The sequence below is a fragment of the Thioclava nitratireducens genome (assembly GCF_001940525.2).
Taxonomy (GTDB): Bacteria; Pseudomonadota; Alphaproteobacteria; order Rhodobacterales; family Rhodobacteraceae; genus Thioclava; species Thioclava nitratireducens.
Genome location: NZ_CP019437.1, coordinates 309,416 through 334,188, shown reverse-complemented (window position 1 = coordinate 334,188; position 24,773 = coordinate 309,416). Strand labels below are relative to the sequence as shown.

Here is a 24,773-nt window from a genome sequence, read left to right as displayed (position 1 = left end):
TCTCAAAATCACTCAAACTAGGTCAGCTTAGTTTACGTTATTGCGGCTTTTCCCTGATTTTCCTGAAGATGACGCACCGCCAAAAAGCGATTCGCGCTTCGTCAGCCTAGCACACCGACCGCCGCGAGGCTCAGCAAGAGCCCACCGAAGATGATCCGGTAGATCGCGAAGATGGTGAAACGGTGCCCCTGAATGTAGCCAAGGAGCCATTTCACCGCGACAAAGGCCGTGATTGTCGAGACGATGAAGGCGACGCTGAGCGCGGTCCAGTCCTCGTTGCCGCCGGCACCGTCCTTGAACTGTTTGAGCAATTCGTAACCGCTCGCCGCATACATGGTGGGGATGCCGACGAGGAAGGCGAATTCCGTCGCGGCCGCGCGGTTCGAGGTGCCCAGAAGCATCGCTACGAAGATCGTCGTGGCGGAACGCGAGGTGCCCGGGAAGACCCCGGCCACGATCTGCGCGATCCCGACTGCGATCGCGACACGCCAGAAAACGTGGCTGCTATCGGGCTGACGATCCGCGACGCGTTCGGCAAAGAGCATCCAGAAGCCGCCGATCACCAGCGCCCAGGCGACTGGCTGAATGGCCGTCGGCAACTCGAAGCCCATCTTCTTTACGATTAGGCCCAGAACGGCCGTGATCAGGAAGGCAACGGTCAGCTTCGCTAAATAGTCGCGGTTTTCAGGATCGCGCCAGTTGAACAGCAGTTCCATCAGGCGGCGCCAGTAGATCAGTGTGACGGCGAGGATCGCCCCGGCCTGAATGACGATATTGTAGGTGTCCGAGCGCGTACCGAGCCAATGTTCGGCGAGAATGAGGTGGCCAGTGCTCGAAATCGGGAGGAACTCGGTGATCCCTTCAATCACACCGAGCAGAACATCGTTCAGATAGCTCAAGAATACCGCCTATGTCAGAACTGCGCCGCACGCGACGCTTGGAGGTGGGTCAGGTCTTGCGAAGGTTCTTCGCGGAAGCCTTGATGTCGTCATACTGGCCACCGGGACGGAAGCGCCACAGGTAGCCGGGCATCACGGCTTCCATTGCCATAGGATGGATTCCGAGATCGGAGAAGCCTTTCGCCCCCTCGGACACGACATTGTCAGCCTGCAGGTTCTTCACCTGATCGCGCGTGAGGATGCGGTTGGTGAACAGCCCGCCGGTGACGGCCTGGCCCAGATCGAAGACGCCGCCCATGATGCTTGCGATCCAGCGCGGCAGCGACAGCACGAGCCGACGACGGTGGATCACTGCCAGCATCTGCTTCATCAGGTCGTGGAAGGTTTCTACATCCGGCCCGCCGAGTTCATAGATGCCGGGCGCGACTTTCCCGTCGGCGCCCATGACCGCCACCTTCGCGACATCGTCGACGAAGACCGGCTGGAACTTGGTCTTGCCACCGGTGATCGGAAGGATCGGGGTGAAGCGCGCCATCGAGGCGAACTTGTTGAAGAAACCGTCCTCGTTGCCGAAAATGATCGAGGGACGCAGGATCACGGCCTGCGGATAGGCCTCCAGAACCGCTTTCTCGCCCGCAGCCTTGGTGCGGGCATATTCGCTGGGGCTGTCCGGATCGGCGCCAATGGCCGAGATCTGCACCAGTTTCGGCACGTTCATCTCTGCGGCGATACGTGCCACGCGGCCTGCGCCTTCGGCCTGCACCGCCCCGAACTTGTTCTTGCCTTCGTTCACCAGGATGCCGACGCAGTTGATCACCGCATCCGCGCCCTGCATCGCCGCGCGCACGCTGGCATCGTCGCGAATGTTACAGAAGACCGGCTCGACTTGCCCGACCGCACCGTAGGGTTTGACGAAGAGCGCCTCGTTCGGACGCCGGACCGCAACGCGAATCCGCCAACCGTCCTTTGCCATGCGCCGCGCGATATACCGCCCGACGAACCCCGAACCGCCGTAGATCGTAACCAGCTTGGACATGGGCAGAGGCCTTTCCTTGCAAGAATTTCGTCCTTTGATTACCGCCTCGCCCCCGCGGGAACAAGGCCAAAGACCCGAAGAGTGAAAGCTTGCGAATTTTTCGTGTCGATCCCCGTTGACAGTCCCAGCGCCGCTCTGTATCTCGCGCTCCACGGCACCTGCCCAGGTGGCGGAATTGGTAGACGCGCACGGTTCAGGTCCGTGTGCCGCAAGGCGTGGAGGTTCGAGTCCTCTCCTGGGCACCACTACTAAAAAGTCGCGCAACTCATCTGGGTTGCGCGACTTTTTCGTTTTCGGGTGACGCGTCCTCGTGCAGCGGCCCGCGCTTTGCTTTATTTCCTGCGGAAAAAGCGCGCGCGATCGTAAAGCGCCTCGAGCCTAGCCATGCGGGCCGAGGTTTCCTCCCAAGTGAGCGACTGGATCGCAGCCATGAACGTTTCGACCAGAACCTGAATCGCGACCGTCGAATCCCATGCCGAGGGCGCTTCGATCTGCGCCGAAAACCGATAGCGCGCATGCGCCGCGGCAGGCGAGACCCAGGGATCGGTGATCAGCACGACTTCCGCGCCCTGCTCGACCGCCATCTCCACCAGTTGCAGCACGCTCGATTCATAGCGGCGAATGTCGAATACCAGCAGCACGTCGCCCTTCTGCATCTCCAGAAGCGCGGGCGGCCAGCTGTTCGATAGCGGTTCGAGCAGCTCGACCCCGGGCCGGATCACCTTCATATGTGCCACGAAATAAGCTGCGATCGGGCCGGTGATCCGGCCCCCGGTCGCGAAAATGCGCCGCTTCGGATCGGCCATCATCGCGGCGGCGGCGTCGAACTCGGCATGGTCGATCTGCTTCAGGGTCGCCTGCAGGTTGCCCAGAACCGTATCGGCGAAGCGGTTGATCATATGGGTATCGGGCGCATCCCCCGCCCAGCGGTCATGTTTGACGAGCGGTGAGACAAGCTGCGCCTCCAGCTCGTCGCGCACCGCCTGCTGCAGTCCCGGATAGCCACCATAGCCCATCTTCTGGGCAAGTCTCACGACGGTGGGAGAGGAGACCTCGGCGGCGCGCGCCAGCTGCGCGACAGATCCCAGAAGCGCCATCGGATAGTGACGCAGGATATGTCCGGCGAGCTGCTTCTCGGTCCGGGTCATCTCTTCGATGCCCGACCGGAGCCTGTCTTCGATGCTTTGCGTGGCTGCTGACAAATCGGGCACTCCCGTGCGAATCACGTTAGAAATGATTGTAACAGAATTTTCTTCTCTGAAATTTTCTTGACAGACACGAGGTGCCGGGGCGAGCCTGACGCCAAGGACGCGACGCAGAATCGCGCCTTGCAACAGGAAGGGACCAATTTGAACAGCGCGCATGCAGCGGTGGACATCGAAGGCGCAGAGCGTTCGGGCCAGATCGTTCTGGTCTGCGAACATGCGTCGAATGCCTTTCCCGCGCCTTGGGGCGAGCTGGGATTGACCCCCGATCAACGCGACGCGCATATCGCCTGGGATCCCGGCGCGCTGGGCCTCGCGCGCGGTCTGGCCGCGAAATTGGAGGCGCCGCTGGTTGCGGCCTGCCAGTCGCGGCTGATCTACGATCTCAACCGCCCGCCGCATCATACCGGAGCCATGCCCGTGCAATCGGAGATCCACGAGATCCCCGGCAATGCGGGGCTGACACCGGACGACCGCAGCGCCCGCACCGAGGCGCTTTATCTTCCGTTCCACGCGGCTCTGGGCGGTCTCGTTGCCGAACGGCTGGCGCGCGGGCAAGCTACTGCACTGGTCACGGTGCATTCCTTCACGCCGATCTGGTTCGGTCAGCCCCGCGCGGTAGAGTTCGGCGTGATCCACGACGCCGATCCGAGCTTTGCGCAGGCGGTTCTCGAGGAAGCCCGCCGTGTCACCGAGCTCGATACGCGTCTTAACGAACCTTACTCAGGCGCCGATGGCGTCTGTCATACGCTGGCGCTGCAAGCGACGCCGATGGGGCTGCCGAATGTCATGCTGGAACTGCGCAACGATCTGATCGCCGATCCCGCCGCGCAGGAGGCGATGGCCGCGACGCTTGCGCCGGTACTGCAAGCCGCGCTGTCACGGATCACCGCAAATAACGGGGAGGCCGCCTGATGCCACGCTGGAGTGTCGCCTATGTCCGCCTGATCGACGGGTTCAATCGCAAGCTCGGCAAACTGGCGATGTACCTGCTCTACGTCATCATGGGCATCATGCTGTTCTCGTCGGTGACGAAGATTGTTCAGATCCCCGCACTCTGGACGCTGGAAATGGCCCAGTTCACGCTGGTGGCCTATTACATGCTGGGCGCGCCGTGGACGCTGCAGGGCGATACCAACGTGCGGATGGACCTGCTATATTCCCGCTGGTCGGCGAAGGGGCAGGCGTGGTGGGATGCTTTCACCGTCTTCGCGCTGCTCTTCTATCTCGGGATCATGGTCTACTCGGCCTATGACTCGACGGTCTATTCCTTCGAATACAACGAGCGAAATCCGACCGCGTGGCGTCCGGTGCTGTGGCCGATCAAGGTCATCATCACGACGGGCTTCGCGCTTCTGTTCCTGCAGGCCGTGGCGCTTCTGATCCGCGATGTCGCGACTATTCGCGGAGAGGAAATCTGATGGATCACAACACCATCGCCCTTTTGATGTTCTCGACGATGCTGCTGATGATGCTGACCGGCCAGCGCGTCTTCGGCGCGATCGGCTTCGTCGCGGTCGTCGCGGCCTTCTGGCTCTGGGGGCCGGGCGGCACGCAGATGGGCTTCGGCTCGGTCATGAAGCTGATGAAATGGACGCCGCTGCTGACGCTGCCGATGTTCGTCTACATGGGCTATGTGATGTCCGAGAGCCGTCTGGCCGAAGACCTATATCGGATGTTCCACGTCTGGTTCGGGCCATTACCGGGGGGCCTCGCCATCGGGACAATCATGTTGATGGTGATGATCTCGGTGATGAACGGGCTGTCGGTCGCGGGCATGGCGATCGGGGCGACGATCGCGCTGCCGGAACTGCTGCGCCGGAACTACGACAAGTTGATGATCTCGGGCGTCATTCAGGCCGGGTCGAGCCTCGGCATCCTGATCCCGCCTTCGGTCGTGCTGGTGCTGTTCTCGCTGATCGCACGCCAGCCGGTCTCCGAACTGTGGCTGGCCGGCGCTGTGCCGGGGCTTCTGATGGCCACGCTTTTCGTCGCCTATATCGTGATCCGCTGCAAACTGAACCCCGACCTCGCGCCGCCGATGGATGCGGAAGAGCGCGCGATGATCACCATGCGCGAGAAACTGCGTCTGCTGCGTGCGGGCCTGATGCCGGTGTTCATCTTCATTGCGATGATGGTGCCATTCCTCAAAGGCTGGGCGAGCCTGACCGAAGCTTCGGTGATCGGCGCGCTGGCCGCTGTCTTCGCGGCGGTGATCAAGCGGCGCTTCACCTGGCAGGTGTTCCAGGTCGCGACCGAGAACACGCTCAAGATCACCGTGATGTTCATGCTGATCATTACCGCGGCGCTCTCCTTCGGGGCGGTGTTCGACGGTCTGGGTGCGGGCCGCGCGATCGAGGATTTCTTCACCGACAGCCTCGGTCTCGGCCCGTGGCAGATCCTGATCCTGATGCAGCTGAGCTTCCTCGTGATGGGGATGTTCCTCGACGACACGGCGATGCTGGTGATCGTGGCTCCGGTCTATGTCTCGCTCGCCCGGCATCTGGGCTTCGACATGATCTGGTACGGTGTCCTTTATACCATCACCTGTCAGGTTGCCTATCTCACGCCCCCCTTCGGCTATAACCTGTTCCTGATGAAGGCGATGGCGCCGAAGGAATTCACGTTGCCTGTGATCTACGCCTCCGTGATCCCCTTCGTGGGCGTGATGGTCCTGACGCTGATCCTAGTGATGATCTTTCCGCAGCTGGCGCTCTGGCTGCCGCATGCGGTGCTTGGAAGATAACCATAACCCGGAAAAACCGGGATCAACCAACAAGGAGAGAGTGATGACGACAAGAAGACAGTTCCTCACCACCGGTGCGGTGGGTGCGGCTGCGGCGGGCCTTGCGGCCCCGGCCGTCGCGCAAACCACGCCGATCAAGTGGCGGATGCAGACCTATGCCGGCCCCGCGCTGGCTGAACAGGTCGTGGATAACTGCATCAAGACCTTCAACGAAATCGCCGATGGCGAGATGGAGATCGAACTTTACTACGCCGACCAGCTGGTGCCGACCTCCGAGCTGTTCCGCGCGATGCAGTCGGGCACGATCGACGCCGTGCAATCCGACGACGACTCGATGGCCTCGCCCACCGAAGTCACCGTCTTCGGCGGCTATTTCCCCTTCGGCCTGCGCTACTCGCTCGACGTGCCGACGCTGTTCAACGAATGGGGTCTCAACGAGATCTGGGACGAGCAGTATTCGGCCGTGGGCGTGAAGCACATCTCGGCGGGCTCGTGGGATCCGTGCAACTTCGCCATGAAAGAGCCGGTGAAGTCGCTCGACGATCTGAACGGCAAGCGGGTCTTCACCTTCCCGACCGCCGGGCGCTTCCTCGCGCAATTCGGCGTGGTGCCGGTGACGATCCCGTGGGAAGACGTGGAAGTCGCGCTGCAGACCGGCGAGCTTGACGGCGTCGCGTGGTCGGGCATCACGGAGGATTACACCTCGGGCTGGGGCAAGAACGCGCCCTACTTCCTGACCAACAACATCTCGGGTGCGTGGATCGGCCACTTCTTCGCCAACATGGATCGTTGGAACGAAGTGCCGGATCGTCTGAAGACGCTGATGAAGACCTGCTTCGATCAATCGCATTACCACCGCCAGTACTGGTACTGGTCGGGCGAGGCGAAGCTGCGCGTCGATGGCGAGGACATGCAGCTCACCACGATCCCGGATGCCGAATGGCAGAAGGTCGAGGATGCGGCGCACAAGTTCTGGGACGAGATCGCGGCCGAGAGCGAGTTGAAGGCGAAAGTCGTCGACATTTTCCGCAAGTATAACGAGACGATGCGCAAGGCAGGCCCGCCCTACCGTTGCGGTTGATCTCGTCGGCGGGCAGCCCGTCCTGCCCGCTCTTATTTGCCCTCTTGTAGGGCCTTGCACCGCGCGGCACTCTCGCGCGGTGACCCTGATCCCGGAGGAACTCATGTCGCGAAAAATGTCGTTCGACGCGCTCAAGAAGGCGGTCAATGCTGGCGAGGTCGATACCGTCATCGCAGCCCTTGTGGATATGCAGGGACGGCTTCAGGGCAAGCGGTTCCACGCGGCGCATTTCATCGACAGCGCATGGGAAGAGACCCATTGCTGCAACTACCTGCTGGCGACCGACATGGAGATGGTCACGGTGCCGGGCTATGACGCGTCCAGCTGGGAACGCGGCTACGGCGATTACGTGATGAAGCCCGACATGGAGACGCTGCGGCTGATCCCTTGGGTTCCGGGCACGGCGCTGGTGATCTGCGATCTGCTCGATCATCACAGCCACGAGCCGATTCCCCATGCGCCGCGCCAGATGCTGAAATCGCAGCTCAAGCGCGCGAAGGACATGGGCTATGACGTGATGATGGCGACCGAGCTGGAGTTCTTCCTGTTCGAGGAAAGCTATCCGCAGCTCTTCGACGCGGGCTATCCGGAGCCGACCCCGGTCGCGCGCTACAATGTCGATTACTCGATCATGGGCAATTCGCGCGCCGAACCGGCGATGCGCGCGATGCGCAACGCGCTTTATGCGGCGGGCGTGCCGGTCGAATGCTCCAAGGGCGAGGCCGAGCGCGGTCAGGAAGAGCTGAACGTGAAATATGCGGCCGGTCTGCAGACCGCCGACATGCATGTGCTGGTAAAGCAATGCGCCAAGGAAGTCGCCCAGTCCCACGGGCTGTCGGCGACGTTCATGGCGAAATACCACACCGACAAGGCGGGCAGTTCGAGCCACGTGCACCAATCGCTCTGGAAGGGTGGCAAGCCTGCCTTCTTCGACAAGGACGCGCCCAATGGCATGTCCGAGCTGATGCGGCACTATCTCGGCGGGCAGATGGCCCATGCGCGTGACATCACCTATTTCCTCGCGCCCTACACCAACAGCTACAAGCGTTTCTGCGAGGGGCTTTTCGCGCCGACGAAAGCGGTTTGGTCTTTGGACAACCGCACGGCGGGTTTCCGCATCTGCGGCGAGGGCACGAAGTCCATCCGCGTCGAATGTCGCATCGGCGGCGCCGACCTGAACCCCTATCTGGCCTGCGCCGCGCTTCTGGCGGCGGGGCTCGCCGGGATCGAGCAGCAGATGGACCCGGGCCCGGAAGCCGCGGGCGACATCTACAAGGCGGGCGAAGTGACCGAGGTGCCGAAATCGCTGACTGAGGCGCTGGGCGCTCTGGAAGGTTCGGACATGCTCAAATCCGCCTTCGGTGAGGACGTGATGGCCCATTACGTGCGCGCCGCCCGCTGGGAAATCGAAGAACAGAACCGAGTTGTGACCGACTGGGAGCGGATGCGCGGTTTCGAACGCGCCTGAGTTTTGACAGACCCGCGGGGCCCTACACCCCGCAAGGAGACATGATGACCAAGACCCTGAAATGTATCTCGCCCGTCGACGGGCAGGTCTATGCCGAACGCGAGGCGCTGAGCGCCTCCGACGCGCAGGCGCTGGCCGCAGGCCTGCGCGCCGCGCAGCCGGCATGGGCCGAGCGCCCGCTGTCCGAGCGTATCGCGCTCGTCGAGGCGGGCATCGCCAAGCTCAACGAGATGAAAGACCTCGTAGTCGAGGAGCTCGCGTGGCAAATGGGCCGCCCGACCCGCTATGGCGGTGAATTCGGCGGCATGAACGAGCGCGCGGGCTACATGGCCTCGATCGCTGAAGAGGCGCTGGCCCCGATGGTGGTCGAGCAGAGCGACAGCTTCCTGCGCCAGATCGCGCGCGAACCCGTAGGCGTCGTCTTCATCATCGCGCCGTGGAACTACCCCTACATGACGGTGATCAACTCGCTGGTCCCGGCCCTGATCGCGGGCAACACGGTGATGTTGAAGCACGCGACGCAAACGATGCTGGTGGGCGAACGCATCGCCGAAGCCTTCCACGCGGCGGGCGTGCCGCAGGACGTGTTCCAGAATGTCTACCTCACGCATGAGGTGTCGGAAGAGTTGATGGGCGCGAAGGCGTTCGATTTCGTCAACTTCACCGGCTCGGTCGGCGGCGGTCGCGCGGTGGAGCGCGCGCTGGCGGGCACCTTTACCGGGTTAGGCCTCGAGTTGGGCGGCAAGGATCCGGGCTATGTCGCCGCAGACGCCGACCTGGACGCGGCGGTCGACGGGTTGATGGATGGTGCGCTGTTCAACGCGGGCCAGTGCTGCTGCGGGATCGAGCGAATCTACGTCCATGCGAGCCTCTACGACGCTTTCGTCGAAAAGGCCGCAGCCTGGGCAAGCAAGCTGACCCTCGGCAATCCGTTCGAGCCGGAAACGACCCTCGGCCCGATGGCGAACAAGCGTTTCGCCGAAGTGGTGCGCGGCCAGATCGAGGACGCGATCACCGATGGCGCGAAGCCGCTGCTCGATCCTTCGTTGTTCCCGGCAGACGATGGCGGCGCCTATCTCGCGCCGCAGATCCTCGTCGACGTGAACCACGAGATGCGCGTGATGCGCGAGGAAAGCTTCGGTCCCGTCGTCGGCATCATGCCGGTGAAGGATGACGAAGAAGCCATCGCCGCGATGAACGATTGCGATTACGGGCTGACCTGCTCGATCTGGACCGCCGATCCCGCCCGCGCCGAGGCGATGGGCAAGCGGCTGCAGACCGGCACCGTCTTCATGAACCGCTGCGACTATCTCGACCCGGCGCTGTGCTGGACCGGCTGCAAGGAAACGGGCCGTGGCGGCTCGCTCTCGGTGCTGGGCTATCACGCGCTGACGCGTCCGAAATCCTACCATCTCAAGAAGGTGACGAAATGACTGCCCCCACCGCAAACTGGTCCTATCCGACCACGATCAAGTTCGGCCCCGGCCGGATCTCGGAACTGGCCGATCACTGCAAATCCGTGGGCATGAACAAGCCGCTTCTGGTGACCGACAAGGCGCTGGCGGCGCTGCCGATCACCGCTGCCGCGCTCGACGTTCTGGACGGCGCGGGTCTGGGCCGCGCGGTTTTCTCCGAGGTCGATCCGAACCCGAACGAGGGCAACATGGCCGCCGGGATCGAGGTCTATAAAACGGGCGGCCATGACGGCGTGATCTGCTTCGGCGGCGGCTCGGCGCTCGACCTGGGCAAGATGATCGCGCTGATGGCGGGGCAGGACAGCTCGCTCAGCGTCTGGGATCTGGAAGATATCGGGGACTGGTGGACGCGCGCCAATGGCGACGCCATCGCGCCGATCATCGCCGTACCGACGACCGCCGGGACCGGCTCGGAGGTCGGGCGCGCGGGCGTTTTGACCAATTCCGAGACTCACAAGAAGAAGATCATCTTCCACCCGAAGCTGATGCCCGCGATCACGATTTGCGATCCGGAGCTGACGGTCGGCATGCCGCCCTTCATCACGGCGGGCACCGGGATGGACGCGCTGGCGCATTGTCTCGAGGCGTTCTGCAGCCCTCATTACCACCCGATGAGCCAGGGTATCGCGCTTGAAGGGATGCGGCTGGTCTTCGAGAACCTGCCGCGCGCCTTCACGACGCCGGACGATCTGGAAGCGCGCGCCAACATGATGTCGGCGGCGGCGATGGGGGCGGTGGCCTTCCAGAAGGGGCTCGGCGCGATCCACTCGCTCAGCCATCCGGTCGGCGCGGTCTACGGCACCCATCACGGCACGACCAATGCCTGCGTGATGCCGATGGTGCTCGACTTCAACCGCGCCGCCATCGAAGAGCGGATCAACCGCGCGGCGGCTTACCTTGGCATCCCGGGCGGTTTCGACGGCTTCAAGGCCCGCATCGAGAGCCTGCGCACCGAACTGTCCATCCCGGCTAACCTGACCGAGATGGGCGTGAAGCGCGAGGATCTCGACATGCTGGTCGAGATGGCACTGGAAGATCCGTCCTGTGGCGGCAATCCGGTCGAGATGACCGCCGACAATACCCGCGCGCTCTACGAGGCGTGTCTATAAAATCTGCGTGCGGCGGCCGGAAGGTCGTCGCACGCGCCTGCGGCTCACGCATCTGTGGCTCGTGTTGATAAGTAAATTGACTGCATGATCAATCTTGCCAAAATTCTGTTACAAGACCCGCATAAAGGGACGCCGATGCCGGAGCCAACCGGACGGCACAATCGTCGAAAGACATAGCTCGGGGGACAGGACCGCATGATGCGGCACCGCCCTCCATCAACGGGGAGAGACCTGAATATGACCTTCAAGTTCCGTTATCTTGCGGCAGCCAGCGCGATGGCCCTCGCTGCCAGCACCGGCACCAGCTTCGCCGACAGCATGGATGACCTCTACGCCGCCGCTAAGGAAGAAGGCAGCCTGACCACGATCGCGCTGCCGCATTCGTGGTGCAACTACTCGGGCGTGATCGACGGCTTCAAGAAGAAGTACCCCGGGATCACCGTGAACGAGCTGAACCCCGATGCGGGCTCGGCCGACGAACTCGAGGCGATCCGCGCCAACAAGGACAACAAGGGTCCGCAGGCGCCCGACGTGATCGACGTCGGTCTTTCCTTCGGCCCGGCGGCCAAGGACGAAGGTCTGATCCAGCCCTACAAGGTCTCGACCTGGGACACGATCCCGGACAGCGCCAAGGATTCCGAAGGCTACTGGTACGGTGATTATTACGGTGTGCTGTCGTTCGCGGTGAACAAGGACATCGTCGACAACGTGCCGCAGGACTGGTCGGATCTGCTCAAGCCGGAATACGCGAACTCGGTGGCTCTGGCGGGCGATCCGCGCGCCTCGAACCAGGCGATCCTCGGCGTTCTGGCCGCGGGCGTCGCAGCAGGCGGCGAGCCGGGCAAAGCCTCGGGTGAAGCTGGCCTGAAGTACTTCGCCGAGATGAACAAGAACGGCAACTTCGTGCCCGTCATCGGCAAGACCGGGACGCTCGCACAGGGCGCGACCCCGATCGTCATCGAGTGGGACTATAACGCTCTGGCCGGTCGCGACACGCTGAACGGCAACCCGCCGGTCGACGTCGTCGTGCCGAAATCGGGCGTGGTCGCCGGTGTCTACGTTCAGGCGATCTCGGCCTACGCGCCGCACCCGAACGCAGCCAAGCTCTGGATGGAATACCTCTATTCGGACGAAGGTCAGCTCGGCTGGCTGGAAGGCTATTGCCACCCGATCCGCTTCAACGACCTGTCGGCCAACGGCAAGGTTCCGCAGAAGATGCTCGACGCGATGCCTCCGGCGGAAGGCTATGCCAAGGCGATCTTCCCGTCGCTCGACGCGCAGGCTGCGAACAAGGAAGTCGTGACCGGCGGCTGGGACAGCGTCGTCGGCGCGAACGTCCAGTAACCGAACCGGCATAAGAAAACGCCCCGCGCTTGATCGCGCGGGGCGACTTTATTGGAATTTCTGTAAGGCGAGGCCCGATGCAAAGCCGCAAGCTGCCGCTGACTTGGGTGGGGATGGTTCCCTTCACGCTCTTCGCGCTTTTGTTCCTGATCGCCCCGACGATGTATATCGTGGTGGGCGCGTTTAGGACGAGTGACGGGGGTTTCACACTGTCGAACCTCGTGAACCTGTTTCAACCGACGATCCTCGCGAGCTATTGGATTTCTATCAGGATCAGCCTCGCCACTGCGCTTGTAGGCTGCCTGATCGGGTTCGCGCTCGCTGCGGCCGTCACGCTGGGCGGCCTGCCGAAATGGCTGCGCGGTCCGGTGATGACCTTCTCGGGCGTGGCCTCGAACTTCGCGGGCGTGCCGCTGGCCTTCGCCTTTCTCGCGACGCTGGGGCGTCTGGGTCTCGTGACCGTGCTGCTGAAGTCGTGGTTCGGCTTCAACATCTACACGCACGGCTTCAACCTGCTCAGCTTCTTCGGTCTGACGATCACCTATCTGTTCTTCCAAATCCCGCTGATGGTGCTGATCATCACCCCTGCGCTGGACGGTCTGAAGCGCGAATGGAAAGAGGCGGCGAGCATCCTCGGCGCGACCGGCTTCCAGTATTGGCGCATCGTCGCGCTGCCGATCCTCTGGCCCTCGCTGCTCGGTACGCTGGCGCTGCTGTTCGCCAATAGCTTCGGTGCGGTGGCGACGGCCTATGCGCTCACCGGTTCGTCGATGTCGATCGTGCCGATCATGCTTTACGCGCAAATCCGTGGCGATGTGCTGCAGGACCCGCATCTGGGCTACGCGCTGGCCTTCGGGATGATCGTCATCACCGGCCTAGCCAACCTCGCCTATGTCTGGCTGCGCGTACGCTCGGAAAGGTGGATGCGATGAAATCCAAGAAACTCTGGTCATGGCTCGCGCTGGCGTTCGGGGCGCTCTATTTCGCCCTGCCGCTGCTCGGTACGCTGGAATTCTCGCTGCGGGCGCGGCGCGGGGTGTATTCGCTCGACGCTTACCGCTCGGTGCTGGCCGATCCGCAATTCCGCGAGACCTTCAGCTACTCCGTCGTGATGGCGATCTTCACGATCCTCGTGGGGGCGCTGATCGTGGTGCCGACCGCCTATTGGGTGCGGTTGCGCCTGCCGCATTGGCGCCCGGTGGTTGAGTTCATCACGCTGCTGCCGCTGGTGATCCCGCCAATCGTGATCGTTTTCGGCTATATCCGGCTCTATAACACGTCGTCTATCCTGCCGCTGACCGGCACGACGACGGGCACCAATGTCCTGCTGATGCTGGGCTATGCCACGCTCTCGCTGCCCTACATGTATCGCGCCGTCGATACCGGCCTGCGCACCATCGATGTCGGTACGCTGACCGAGGCGGCGCAAAGCCTCGGCGCGGGATGGAGCACGATCCTTGCCCGCGTCATCCTGCCGAACGTGCTGGTCGCGGTGCTCTCGGGCGCCTTCATCACCTTCGCTATCGTCATCGGCGAGTTCGTCCTCGCCTCGCTCCTCAACCGGCCGGCCTTCGGCCCCTACATGCAGCTGACCGGCGCGAACAAGGCTTACGAGCCCGCCGCGCTTGCGGTGATCGCCTTCTCGATCACCTGGATCTGCATGGGGCTCATTCAACTCGTCACCCGGTTTTCCAAACATACGAACGCAAAGCGGTAACCCATGGCCTCTCTCGAGATCGAACATCTGGAAAAATCCTTCGGCGCGAACCGCGTTGTGAAGGATTTCAACCTCTCCATCGAAGAGGGCGAATTCATCTCGCTCCTTGGCCCGTCGGGCTGCGGCAAGACGACGGTGCTGCGGATGGTGGCAGGCTTCGAGTCCCCCTCGGGCGGTGCGATCCGCATCGGCGGGCAGGACGTGACGCATATGGGGGCGAACCAGCGCAATATCGGTATGGTGTTCCAGGCCTACGCGCTGTTTCCCAACCTGACAGTCGCGCAGAACGTGGGCTTCGGGCTGCGCGTGGCGAAACGTCCGCGCGCTGAGATCAAGGCACGTGTCGCCGAGATGCTGTCGCTGATCGGCCTGCCCGATCTGGGCAATCGCTACCCGTTCCAGCTGTCGGGCGGACAACAGCAGCGTGTGGCGCTCGCACGGGCGCTCGCGATTCAGCCGCGCGTGCTGCTGCTGGACGAGCCGCTCTCCGCGCTCGATGCCAAGATCCGCGTGAGCCTGCGTGAGGAAATCCGCGACATTCAGCGACGTCTGGGCATCACGACGATCTTCGTCACCCACGATCAGGAAGAGGCGCTGTCGATCTCGGATCGCGTGGTGGTGATGAATGGTGGCGTCGCCGAGCAGATCGGTGCGCCTTTCGAAATCTACAATCAGCCGAAGACCCGGTTCGTCGCGCAATTCGTGGGCACGCTGAACGCGCTGGAGGCCGAGGTGGCCGATCCCGCGCGGGGCGCATTGCGGGTCGGCGATACCGAGGTGATCCTCGCCGAACCGGTCGCCATGGGGCAGGGGACTCCGGTGACGCTGGCCGCACGGCCCGAGGTTCTGGCCTTGGGCCGCCGCGAGGGCAATGACACGGTGTTCACCGGGCGGATCGTCGAGACGCATTTCCTCGGCTCGATCCTGCGGGTGAAAATGGAAGTGGAAGGGCAGCTCATCGCGCTCGACACGTTCAACCGCCCCGGCAACCCGCCGCCCAAGGTCGGCACCGAAGCCGAGGTCAGCGTAGCGAGCCGTGATCTGCTGGTTCTTGCCGACTGACGAGGCAAAACCGGTCCTGCGCTCCTCATTTCTTCAGGTTTCCGGACCCGGACGCCCCTCTGCCGCGTTGCCGATAGAACACTACGTGCGACCGATGCAGAAGGATGAAGATGGAGTGGCTTGTCGACCATAATCAGGTTGTAAGCATCGCGGTGCAGATCGTCACCGCGTTCGTCTGGCTGGTCTACCTGCAACTTCTACTGCAGAATTTTCGGCGTGAACGGCGCTCGAAACTGCTGCTCACCCGGGTCGCGGGCGGCCATGAACGCGGGCATCTGATGCTTGGCAATATGGGTGCCGAGCCAATCTTCGTGAAAGCGCTTCTCGCCGATCTCGTGGTCGACGGGAAAACCTATCACTCGATCGCCAGCGACTCCGGCGGCTTCGCTCCTTTCGGGGATTCCCAACCCGACGAGTCGATCAAGGGCCCGTTGAACACTGCGGAGTACCGGGATTTGGGCCGGATTTCAGATCTCGTGGATGTCGCACTGGAATTCTCCAGCCTGCCTGACGACGCGAAAGAGATGGAAACCGTGGTATTCACCGTTCTGGCGGAAAGCAGTCGCGACAATATCCTCGTCGCCGGACGCCTCTCTCTCGACGTTTATAACGCCGGGGAGCATCAACGCTTCTTGCCGCAGAGCCTGTCGACCGAGCAGCTGCGCAGTTTTCGCAAGCGTCGGGAACTGGCGTCGCGGCTGGAGGAGATGCTGGAGCAGGAAGCCCGCGCCTACCTGACCGGCGAAGACGGCAAACGCCGGGGGCGCGGCGCCGAGTTGGGGCAGCTACGCCTGAAACAACGCGGCGACGGGCGCCAAACAAAGGCTCCGCACGAGGCCGCTGAATGAAGTGGACAGATACCTCAGTTTAACCCACCCGACCAAGACGCGCCGTTCCGGTTTTCGTCGCCAAAGGAGACAACATGTTCAACTGGATTACCGGCGTTATCGCGTCCTTCGGCTATTTCGGCATCGCGGGGCTGATGTTGCTGGAAAACGTGTTTCCTCCGATCCCGTCGGAGCTGATCATGCCGCTCGCGGGGTACATGGCGGCGCAAGGGAAATTCTCGCTGATCGGTTTGATCGTCGCGGGGACGATCGGCTCGGTCATCGGGGCGCTTCTCTGGTACTGGATTGGTCTGAAGATCGGGATCAAGCGTCTGTGTCACCTCTCGAGCCGCCACGGTCGCTGGATCGGCATCACCCCCCGCGACATTACCCGGACCAAGAAATGGTTCGACAAGCACGGCTGGGCAGCGGTGTTCTTCGGGCGGATGCTGCCCGGCGCGCGTACGCTGATCTCGGTGCCGGCTGGCATGGCGCGGATGCCCTTCCTGCCGTTCCTCGCCTACACCACGGTGGGCAGCGCGCTCTGGACGGCATTGCTGACCGTTGCGGGCTATCTGCTCGGAAAGCAGTACAGCGAAGTCGCAAGCTGGGTGAACCCGGTCTCGACCGGCGTGATCGTGATCCTCGTCCTGCTCTACATCTACCGCGTGATTACCTGGAAGCCGCTGGAAGACCCCGACGAGTCGAGCGGCGCCATGCCGTCACGCGAGAGCTGATCGGCGAAGCAAGCGCCATAACTCGGCTGCCTTTCGCCATCTCGCGTTGGCAAGAACGCGGCAAAAGGCTTATATGCCCGGCAAGACGTTAAAGAAGGACACGCCGTGGCAATCCACCTGCATCAAAACGACCTTCCCGACGGGCTCGATCTCGGTCCCGTCGTGGCCATCGACTCCGAAACGATGGGCCTTGACCCGCGCCGCGACCGGCTCTGCCTCGTGCAGCTTTCGGCGGGCGATGGCGACGCGCATCTGGTGAAGATCGCCCAAGGTCAGACCGAAGCGCCGAACCTGTGCCGCATGCTGGCCGATCCGTCGGTGGAGAAGCTGTTCCACTTCGCGCGCTTCGACGTGGCGGCCCTCTACAACGCGTTCGGGGTTGAGACGAAGCCGGTCTTCTGCACCAAGATCGCCTCGAAGATGGTGCGGACCTTCACCGATCGCCACGGGCTCAAGGTGCTGGTGCAGGAGCTTGTCGGCGTCGACATTTCCAAGCAGCAGCAAAGCTCGGACTGGGGCGCGGCGGAGCTGACCGACGCGCAGATGGAATACGCGGCCTCGGACGTGCTCTACCTGCACCAGATCAAGGCTGAACTGGTCAAGCGGCTGGAGCGCGAGAACCGGATCGGGCTGGCGCAGGCCTGTTTTGATTTCCTGCCGACGCGTGCGAAGCTCGATCTGCTGGGCTGGGATGAACCCAATGACATCTTCCACCACTGATTATTCCGACATCGCCCGCCGCGTGATCGGCATCGAGGTCGCCGGGCTCGAAGCCTTGGCGGCGAGCCTCGATGGCGAGTTTTCACGCGCGGTGGCGATGATCCTCAAGACCGAGGGGCGCGTGATCGTTTCCGGCATGGGGAAATCGGGCCATATCGGGCGCAAGATCGCGGCGACGCTGGCCTCGACCGGGACACCGGCGCATTTCGTGCATCCGGCGGAGGCGAGCCACGGCGATCTGGGCATGGTCACCCGGCACGATCTGGCGCTGGTGCTGTCCAATTCTGGCGAGACGCCGGAGCTGGCCGATCTGATCGCCCATACGCGGCGCTTCCGGATTCCGCTGATCGGAGTGGCGAGCCGCCCGGATTCGACCCTGTTGCGGCAATCGGATCTCGCGCTGGTGCTGCCCAAGGCCGAGGAAGCCTGCGGGACGGGCGTGGTGCCCACGACCTCGACGACGATGACGCTCGCGCTGGGCGATGCGCTGGCCGTCGCGCTGATGGAGCATCGCGAATTCACCGCCGAGCATTTCCGCACCTTCCATCCCGGCGGCAAGCTGGGCGCGCGCCTGTCGAAAGTCTCGGACCTGATGCATCGCGATATGCCGCTTGTCGCGGAAGACACGCCGATGCCCGATGCGCTGTTGATGATGAGCCAGAAGGGCTTCGGCGTCGTCGGCGTCACCGATGAGGCGGGCCGTCTGACCGGGATCGTCACCGATGGCGATTTGCGGCGCCATATGCAGGGGCTGCTGGAGCATAAGGTCTCGGAAGTGATGACCGCCAATCCGCGCACCATCGCGCCGGGACAACTGGCCGAGGCTGCCGTGGCGCAGATGAACGAGCGCAAGATCACCGCGCTTTTCGTCGTCGAAGACGAAAAGCCCGTGGGCTTCTTGCAGATCCACGACTGCCTGAGGGCCGGGATCGTCTGATGATGTACAACAATAGCCATACGCGACTGGTGAACTGGGCGAAGATCGTCCTGCCGCTGCTCGCGCTGGCGCTGTTGTCGACGATCTTCCTCGTTTCACGTCGGATCGATCCGAGCGCCGCGATCCCCTATGCCAAAGTCGATGTCGAGAAACTCGCGCGGGAAAACGCGGTGACGCGACCGGAATATTCCGGCGTAACCGATACCGGCGCGACGCTTTCGGTGACCGCGGCGATGGCGCGCACGCAGCCCGCGCAGGACCAGGGCGCGAGTGCCGATCAGGTCGCGGCAAAGCTGACCGCACCCGATGGCCACGTTACCGATCTGAGCGCGAATGAGGGTCTGTTTCAGCCCAATTCGAACCGTATCGATCTGACCGGGAAGGTCGCGATGCAGACCTCCGACGGCTATCGGGTGAATTCCGAGAAAATTGAACTTCAGACCGATAGCAGCGTTCTGACCTCGCCCGGCCCCATTCACGGGACATCCCCTTTCGGAACGCTCGATGCGGGCTATATGCAGATCGTCCCGACGGCGGATGGCAGCGGTCACGATCTTGTTTTCAAACAGGGTGTGAAGCTGGTATATCAGCCGCAACAATGAGGGTGTGGATGTTTCGAGCGCGTTTTTTCACCGCCTGCGCGATGGTGGTTTCGTTCCCGGTTCTCGTGATGGCGCAAAGCGTCAATTTCGGCGGTCTGCGCGCCGACAAGACCGCCCCGGTCGAGGTCACGGCCGACTCGCTCAACGTCGATCAGCAAAGCGGCCAGGCGGTGTTCTCCGGCAATGTGGAAGTCACCCAAGGCGATATGCATATGAAAGCGGCCGAGCTTGAGGTGTTCTACGCCAGCGACAAACGCTCCGAGATCACGAAGCTGCATGCGACCGGCGGTGTCACGCTGGTGTCGCCCACCGAAGCCGCCGAGGCAGAGGAAGCCGTGTACGACGTGAAGGCGGGCACCGTCGTGATGACGGGCAAGGTTCTTCTGACCCAAGGCAACAACGTGATGTCGGGCAACAAGCTCAATGTCGATCTGAGCACCGGCACGGGCACGATGGATGGACGTGTCCGCACGCTTCTGAAGCCCGCCGGGAGCAAGTGATGGTCGAGGATGCCGCCAAGAGCGACGCCGGGTTGGCCCCGGTCGCGGGTCACGGCGGTTTGCAGATCCGCGGGCTGCGCAAGAGCTACAAGCGCCGCCCCGTGATTCGCGATGTCTCGCTCGATCTGTCGCGCGGGGAAGTCGTGGCGCTTTTGGGGCCCAACGGTTCCGGGAAAACCACCTGTTTTTACAATATCGCCGGGCTGATCCGTCCCGATGCGGGCGAGGTGCTCATCGACGGACGCGATGTGACGGGCCTGCCGATGTATCGCCGCGCGCGGCTCGGGATCGGCTATCTGCCGCAGGAAGCCTCGATTTTCCGCGGGCTTTCGGTCGAAGAGAACATCATGGCGGTTCTCGAGGTCGCCGTGCCGGACCCGCACACGCGGCGGGAACGTCTGGAGGAGCTGCTGGGCGATTTCTCGATCGGCCACCTGCGCCACGCGCCCGCGCTGGCGCTGTCGGGCGGTGAACGCCGTCGCTGCGAAATCGCGCGCTGTCTGGCCGCCGATCCGAAATATCTGTTGCTCGACGAGCCTTTCGCGGGCGTCGATCCGATCGCGGTGTCGGAGATTCGCGCCCTCGTCGGTCAGCTCAAGGATCGCGGTATCGGGGTTTTGATCACGGATCACAACGTCCGCGAAACACTCGAGATCGTGGATCGGGCCTACATCCTGCATGACGGGACGGTGCTGATGTCGGGCACCGCAGAAGAGGTTGTGCAGGACGAAAACGTGCGCCGCGTCTATCTCGGGCAGCATTTCCGCATCCTCTGAGCATGCTCTACGGATCGCCCAAGCGACTCCGACCCTCGGCAGTTTTGCACCGCAGCGAGGGTCACCCGTTGACACCCCCTGCGATCCATCCCCAAATACATAAGAGATGCGTGATGTTCGCCCCCACTCCCCGGGCGCGCTTGCGGCCCCCGAGAGGGGTCCGGCGCGCGAAAGGTCCCCGAAAGAGGGCCCGGGCGAATTCAGACTCGACGCGACTTTTCAAGAGATTAACCGGCCCGAAACACCTCAGCCCCAAGGCTGGGGTCACTGGCCCAATGCGTGAAGGAGGAAATCCATGCGTTACCAAATCACCGGCAAACAAATCGATGTCGGAGAGGCCCTGCAATCTCACGTCAAGTCGGAGCTGGGCGAAGTCGCCGAGAAATACATGCAGCGTCCCACCGACGCGCAGATCACCTTCTCGCGCGATGCGCATGAATATATCTGCGAAGCGACGGTGCACCTGTCGACCGGGCTGACCGCCTCGGCCAAGGGGCATGCCACCGAAATCTACGCGGCCTTCGATGCGGCCCGCGAAAAGATGGACAAGCAACTGCGGCGCCACAAACGCAGATTGAAAGATCATCACCGCGACCGTGCCGAACCAGTTGAATTCGAAGCTGCAGGTCTATATGTGCTCGCCTCGGAAGAGGATGACGATACCGGCGAGACGCGCGAAGGCGCTCCGATGATCGTAGCCGAGATGGAAACCAAGGTTCCCACGCTCTCGGTCGGTGAAGCGGTCATGCAGATGGAGCTGTCCGACGCGTCGCTACTCGTCTTCCGCAACGAGAAACATGGCGGGGTCAACGTCGTTCATCGGCGTGAAGACGGCAATGTCGGCTGGATCGACCCGCGCAACAGCAAATGAGCGGCCCGGAACGGGCGCGGAGTAGACGAGTTCATGGACCTATCTAAACTTCTCGTGCCTGGCGCGGTCAAAGTGCTGTCGAATGTCACGAGCAAGAAACGCCTGTTTCAGGATCTCGGTGACATCGCGGCGGCGTGCTACAAGATCGACGCCTCGGAAACCGTCGATGCGCTGCAGGAGCGTGAGAGCCTCGGACCGACCGGCGTCGGCCATGGTGTTGCGCTTCCGCATGCGCGGCTCGACGGGCTGAGCGAGGTCGTGGGTGTCTTCCTGCGTCTGGAAAAGCCGCTCGATTTCGACGCGGTGGACCGGCTGCCGGTCGATCTGGTTTTCGCGCTGTTCGCGCCGAAGGATTCCGGCGTCGAGCATCTCAAGGCGCTGGCCCTCGTGTCGCGCACGATGCGCGATCCGGAAACCTGCGAGAAGCTGCGGGCGAATACCGATCCCTCTACGCTGCACGCAGTGCTGACGGAAGCGCAAAGCCGTCAGGCGGCCTGAATCGCTCTCGAATGAAAATCAAAAAGCGCGTCGGTCCTCCCGGCGCGCTTTTTTCATGGCCCAAGATCAGTCTCGCCAGTTTCCGAAGCCGAACTGCATCATGTCGCGCGTATAGGTCTCGCGCGCGGCGGCCTCGAGATCGGGCGTCCAGATATCAGCGAGCTTGATCGCCGCGGTGTCGGTCTCTCCGGGCGCGAACGTAGGCGCCTCCACCCCGGCCATGCTGGCGAGATACGCGAAGTCCTCGGCCATCCGTTCTTCGCGCACCAGCAGGTCGGGAAGCGCGAACTGGCCGATGCCCTGAAGCGCCGCGGATTGCGTGGCCCAGAGCGTGTTCACCGGAAGGCTCGTCTGGTTCGCGAGATTGGATTTGAGCCAGCCCAAGAAAGCGATCAGCGCCTCGGCGTAGTCGTCTTGCGCGATGCTCTGCCCTTCCTTCGGGATTGGCAGCTTGTAGCTTTGGCGCAGAACGGCGCGCGTCTCGTCCATAGTGTCCCAGTTCAGCACCGCGTTGAACGCCAGATGCGCGCGCATCAGGGGATGGCGTAGCACGGTGAAGCTGCGATGGCCGGAATGTCGACGCTTCCACTGGCGCAGGGTTTTCTGGCTGAACCCTTCGACCAGATCGCCGGTCGCGGCCAGCCAGTCGCGGATCGGCGCATCCATCGCGGGCCGGAGTGGCATATAAAGCAGCCCCGCCTCGCTCGCGATGAAACCGGGCACGCCGGGACCGCGCCGGGGCTCGAAATTCGGGGTCTTCGACAGGTTGAACCGGTCGAGTCGCGCCAGCGACGCCTCCATCCCCGGGAAATTTGCGACCTTTGCCTCCAGCGGCTCCGGGTTCTGCACCTTGAGGTTCTCGGGCAACTGTTTCAGCCGCCCCGAGACGCCCAGCCAATTCGCCAGACCGTTAAGCAGTTCGACGGACTGTGCATCTTCATAATCGATATAGAAGGCTGTCTGTCCCGAGCGTTGCAGAGCGTTCAGTAACGTCACCTGAAAATCCTGCAGCCCTTCAAGATGCGCCTCGAATTCCTCCGCATCGAAGCGCGCTTTCGTGGCCTTGCGGTGTTTCGCATCGCCCAGCTTCCATTGGCCCGTCGCGCGCGCGATCATCAGGCTGACATAGCTTTCGATCGGGTTACGGGTCAGCACGATCTTCGCGCATTTCGGATCGTTCACGAAGACCGCCAGCATCCGCGGGTCATGATCGTGGAAATAGCGGCAGCCGTTCAGCCCATCCTGAGACTTGATCGCATTCCACAGCACCAGAGGATTGTCGTCGCGCTGCGCCTTGGTGACTCCCACCAGCTCCTTTCGGTTCGGGTACCCGATCAGCGCCGGGTTGAACGCCTCACCATGGCACGTCACGCAGTCCAGATCGTTCAGCGCGGCTTCCACGAGGTTGGAGCCGGTGCGCATCTCGGCGAAGACGACGAAACTCTCAAACTTGGGCATGGGTTATTTCACCAGATAGGGGCGGCCCCGGCGGACGGCGTCGCGCTGCCCGCTTTGCTCGAGCGGGAAATCCCCCATCACGAGTGGCTGCATCCCTTGGTTCTTGAGATTTTGCAGGAATTGGTTGAACCCCGACAGATCGACCATCTGCGGCGCTTCGGTCAGGCGGCGCGTGGCGCGGGGGCTGATCTCGTCGATGATGGTCTGCAGGGGCTCCATCGGGTTCTCGATGAAATCCGCGACGGTCCAGATCCGCACCCGCGCCTTCACATACATCGAGCGGAGAATATCCAGATGCTCCAGCTCGCGCTTTTGCAGCATCGCGGCCTCGCGCCGGATCGTCGTGAAATTCTCGTTGCGGCGCGACAGCGGCAGGGCCCAGGCCCCGGTGATGACCGAGATTTGCGCATTCGGATCGGTCGCGGTGAACCAGTTATTCGCCTGATTGTCGCGCGGCGAGAACATGTAGCATTGCCGTTCCCCGCGCGAGTTCCAGATCAAGTTCGTCAGGAAGGCACGCGGGTTGTAATCGCGCAGCGCCGCGTCGTCGGTCAGGCAACCGTTGAACATCCGCTCGCCACCCGCGAACTCGGCGCGTTCGGGGGCGAAGAGATGTCCGTGAACCCGGGCACCGACGTATTTCGCGAGCCAGCCGTCGAAATTCTCGAAGAGATCCGAGAAGCCGTGGAAGATCGAATAGGGTGCCGAGGTCTTGCCGTTCTCGTGGTCCTTTCTGGGAAAACGGCTTTGCATGTAGAGGCCGGGCCGCCCGCGTGTGCGCCGCTCGATCGACTTGGAAAACAGCCGGTCGATCTTGGCCGGGTTCGGCTCCGCCATGACGGACCGCCCGGGGCTTTTGTCGAGGAAGGTCCGATAGAGCTTGTCCGCCTTGGGCCAGATTTTCCGCGCCACGAAACAGTCCGACCGCCGCAGAAGCTGCAGGTGATCGTCGTAGAAGATGTGCGGCTTTCCCTGAAAATCGAACTTGGTCAGCGTCAGCGAGCGGCTCTCGATCGAGGTGGAATAGAGCCTTGCGAGGGTCTGGAAATAGCTCTCATCGGGGATCCAGACGCGCTTGAAATAGCGGTCGTAAAGCGCGCGATCCGGGTCTTCCAGAATGGCCGACAGGGTCTGGCGCGTCAGGCACCACCACTGGCTGCCCAAGTGCGGCACCAGCCCGTCGGGAATGCGCCGTTTGAAGCCGACGCGGCGCTGAAACTCGACATAGCGGTCGAACATCCGCCGCTGTTTTTTCCACGAGAAGGGGAAGCGCAGCGTGAAGCGTTCGATGTCGATCCCGCCAACCGTCCAGCCAACTTCCGTGGTGGTCACACTCTCGATGAAATCGGTATAGGGCCGCGCGTCGAGATAGTCGGTCAGCTCGTGCAGCGGGCGCAGCGGCAGGCAGGAGCCCGACGCCAGATAGACGTGGCGCACGTCGGCATGCAGTGCCAGCATCTGTTCTGCCGCAGCTTGGCTGGCGGCGACCAGCGACCACGTGCCCCACTCGCATTTGTAGCGCCGCGAGAAAGAGACATTCTCCAGATCGGCGAGCATCTTCTTGAAGCCGTTATAGTCATGCGCGGTGACGCGGGCATCGACATGGATCACCACGGGCGATCCGCCCTCCGACCAGAACCGCGCGACCTGCGCGGCCCGGTCGAGCGCGGTGTGGCACATCATGATGAATCCGACTGTCACGCGC

At 62.8% G+C, this 24,773-nt stretch carries 25 protein-coding genes and 1 tRNA gene; 21 read left to right on the top strand and 5 right to left on the bottom strand.

The features are described from left to right. Positions 1-101: 101 nt before the first annotated feature. Together BMG03_RS01740 and BMG03_RS01735 are read right to left on the bottom strand one after the other, a co-directional pair. Positions 102-899: an undecaprenyl-diphosphate phosphatase gene (locus BMG03_RS01740; protein WP_075775165.1), complete on the bottom strand. Its 798-nt coding sequence runs from the start codon at positions 897-899 to the stop codon at positions 102-104. A gap of 49 nt (positions 900-948) precedes the next feature. Further along, the gene (locus tag BMG03_RS01735) at positions 949-1,935 is read right to left on the bottom strand and encodes a complex I NDUFA9 subunit family protein (protein ID WP_075775166.1); all 987 of its coding nucleotides are present in this window, start codon (positions 1,933-1,935) and stop codon (positions 949-951) included. Positions 1,936-2,095: 160 nt separating this feature from the next. Between BMG03_RS01735 and BMG03_RS01730 the strand changes: the two genes are divergently transcribed. Continuing rightward, positions 2,096-2,180: transfer RNA gene (locus BMG03_RS01730), tRNA-Leu, on the top strand. An 87-nt stretch (positions 2,181-2,267) separates the two neighbouring features. Here BMG03_RS01730 and BMG03_RS01725 read toward each other — a convergent pair. Beyond that, positions 2,268-3,137, bottom strand: a complete 870-nt coding sequence (locus BMG03_RS01725; RefSeq protein ID WP_075775167.1) for a MurR/RpiR family transcriptional regulator — start codon at positions 3,135-3,137, stop codon at positions 2,268-2,270. 147 nt (positions 3,138-3,284) lie between these two features. Here BMG03_RS01725 and BMG03_RS01720 point away from each other — a divergent pair, with 147 nt between their 5' ends. The 20 genes from BMG03_RS01720 (at position 3,285) to BMG03_RS01625 (ending at position 21,610) form a co-directional block, all read left to right on the top strand. Continuing rightward, entirely contained in the window at positions 3,285-4,055 is a 771-nt protein-coding gene (locus BMG03_RS01720; protein WP_075775168.1) for an N-formylglutamate amidohydrolase, read from the top strand. Next, positions 4,055-4,561: a TRAP transporter small permease subunit gene (locus BMG03_RS01715; RefSeq protein WP_075775169.1), complete on the top strand. Its 507-nt coding sequence runs from the start codon at positions 4,055-4,057 to the stop codon at positions 4,559-4,561. Before BMG03_RS01720 ends, BMG03_RS01715 begins: the two co-directional genes overlap by 1 nt. After that, a complete protein-coding gene (locus BMG03_RS01710) occupies positions 4,561-5,886 on the top strand; it encodes a TRAP transporter large permease (protein ID WP_075775170.1) in 1,326 nt (441 codons plus the stop codon). The genes BMG03_RS01715 and BMG03_RS01710 overlap by 1 nt, the downstream gene beginning before the upstream one ends. 43 nt (positions 5,887-5,929) lie before the next feature. Beyond that, the gene (locus BMG03_RS01705) at positions 5,930-6,967 is read left to right on the top strand and encodes a TRAP transporter substrate-binding protein (RefSeq protein ID WP_075775171.1); all 1,038 of its coding nucleotides are present in this window, start codon (positions 5,930-5,932) and stop codon (positions 6,965-6,967) included. 103 nt (positions 6,968-7,070) lie between these two features. After that, positions 7,071-8,435, top strand: coding sequence for a glutamine synthetase family protein (locus BMG03_RS01700; RefSeq protein WP_075775172.1), 1,365 nt, complete (start codon positions 7,071-7,073; stop codon positions 8,433-8,435). Positions 8,436-8,479: 44 nt separating this feature from the next. Continuing rightward, the gene (locus tag BMG03_RS01695) at positions 8,480-9,868 is read left to right on the top strand and encodes an aldehyde dehydrogenase family protein (protein ID WP_075775451.1); all 1,389 of its coding nucleotides are present in this window, start codon (positions 8,480-8,482) and stop codon (positions 9,866-9,868) included. Beyond that, positions 9,865-11,019, top strand: coding sequence for an iron-containing alcohol dehydrogenase (locus BMG03_RS01690; protein ID WP_075775173.1), 1,155 nt, complete (start codon positions 9,865-9,867; stop codon positions 11,017-11,019). The genes BMG03_RS01695 and BMG03_RS01690 overlap by 4 nt, the downstream gene beginning before the upstream one ends. Before the next feature lie 237 nt (positions 11,020-11,256). Then, on the top strand, positions 11,257-12,363 hold the full coding sequence (locus BMG03_RS01685) for an ABC transporter substrate-binding protein (RefSeq protein WP_075775174.1): 1,107 nt from the start codon (positions 11,257-11,259) through the stop codon (positions 12,361-12,363). A 77-nt stretch (positions 12,364-12,440) separates the two neighbouring features. Beyond that, positions 12,441-13,295 carry an ABC transporter permease gene (locus BMG03_RS01680; RefSeq protein ID WP_075775175.1) on the top strand — a complete coding sequence of 285 codons (855 nt, stop codon included), beginning with the start codon at positions 12,441-12,443 and terminating at the stop codon, positions 13,293-13,295. After that, entirely contained in the window at positions 13,292-14,080 is a 789-nt protein-coding gene (locus BMG03_RS01675; protein ID WP_075775176.1) for an ABC transporter permease, read from the top strand. Before BMG03_RS01680 ends, BMG03_RS01675 begins: the two co-directional genes overlap by 4 nt. A 3-nt stretch (positions 14,081-14,083) precedes the next feature. Further along, on the top strand, positions 14,084-15,142 hold the full coding sequence (locus tag BMG03_RS01670; RefSeq protein ID WP_075775177.1) for an ABC transporter ATP-binding protein: 1,059 nt from the start codon (positions 14,084-14,086) through the stop codon (positions 15,140-15,142). A 152-nt stretch (positions 15,143-15,294) separates the two neighbouring features. After that, the gene (locus tag BMG03_RS01665; RefSeq protein WP_141104917.1) at positions 15,295-15,990 is read left to right on the top strand and encodes a hypothetical protein; all 696 of its coding nucleotides are present in this window, start codon (positions 15,295-15,297) and stop codon (positions 15,988-15,990) included. Positions 15,991-16,064: 74 nt separating this feature from the next. Further along, positions 16,065-16,706: a DedA family protein gene (locus BMG03_RS01660; protein ID WP_075775179.1), complete on the top strand. Its 642-nt coding sequence runs from the start codon at positions 16,065-16,067 to the stop codon at positions 16,704-16,706. A gap of 105 nt (positions 16,707-16,811) precedes the next feature. Then, entirely contained in the window at positions 16,812-17,426 is a 615-nt protein-coding gene (locus BMG03_RS01655; RefSeq protein WP_075775180.1) for a ribonuclease D, read from the top strand. Then, positions 17,407-18,363: a KpsF/GutQ family sugar-phosphate isomerase gene (locus tag BMG03_RS01650; protein ID WP_075775181.1), complete on the top strand. Its 957-nt coding sequence runs from the start codon at positions 17,407-17,409 to the stop codon at positions 18,361-18,363. Before BMG03_RS01655 ends, BMG03_RS01650 begins: the two co-directional genes overlap by 20 nt. Continuing rightward, a complete protein-coding gene (gene lptC / locus BMG03_RS01645) occupies positions 18,363-18,965 on the top strand; it encodes an LPS export ABC transporter periplasmic protein LptC (RefSeq protein ID WP_157771534.1) in 603 nt (200 codons plus the stop codon). Before BMG03_RS01650 ends, lptC begins: the two co-directional genes overlap by 1 nt. Positions 18,966-18,973: 8 nt before the next feature. After that, the gene (lptA, locus tag BMG03_RS01640; RefSeq protein WP_075775183.1) at positions 18,974-19,465 is read left to right on the top strand and encodes a lipopolysaccharide transport periplasmic protein LptA; all 492 of its coding nucleotides are present in this window, start codon (positions 18,974-18,976) and stop codon (positions 19,463-19,465) included. After that, complete coding sequence (lptB, locus tag BMG03_RS01635; protein ID WP_075775184.1) at positions 19,465-20,241, top strand: LPS export ABC transporter ATP-binding protein; 777 nt, start codon at positions 19,465-19,467, stop codon at positions 20,239-20,241. Before lptA ends, lptB begins: the two co-directional genes overlap by 1 nt. 295 nt (positions 20,242-20,536) lie before the next feature. Next, a complete protein-coding gene (gene hpf / locus BMG03_RS01630; RefSeq protein ID WP_075775185.1) occupies positions 20,537-21,112 on the top strand; it encodes a ribosome hibernation-promoting factor, HPF/YfiA family in 576 nt (191 codons plus the stop codon). A 33-nt stretch (positions 21,113-21,145) separates the two neighbouring features. Then, on the top strand, positions 21,146-21,610 hold the full coding sequence (locus BMG03_RS01625) for a PTS sugar transporter subunit IIA (protein ID WP_075775186.1): 465 nt from the start codon (positions 21,146-21,148) through the stop codon (positions 21,608-21,610). Positions 21,611-21,676: 66 nt separating this feature from the next. On the opposite strand, the gene BMG03_RS01620 is transcribed toward BMG03_RS01625, so the two are convergent. Both BMG03_RS01620 and BMG03_RS01615 read right to left on the bottom strand, forming a co-directional pair. Beyond that, positions 21,677-23,068, bottom strand: coding sequence for a nodulation protein NodH (locus tag BMG03_RS01620; protein ID WP_075775187.1), 1,392 nt, complete (start codon positions 23,066-23,068; stop codon positions 21,677-21,679). 3 nt (positions 23,069-23,071) lie between these two features. Then, positions 23,072-24,769 (bottom strand): DUF5927 domain-containing protein, encoded by a 1,698-nt coding sequence (locus tag BMG03_RS01615; RefSeq protein WP_075775188.1) that lies wholly within the window; start codon positions 24,767-24,769, stop codon positions 23,072-23,074. Between the last annotated feature and the right edge of the window lie 4 nt (positions 24,770-24,773).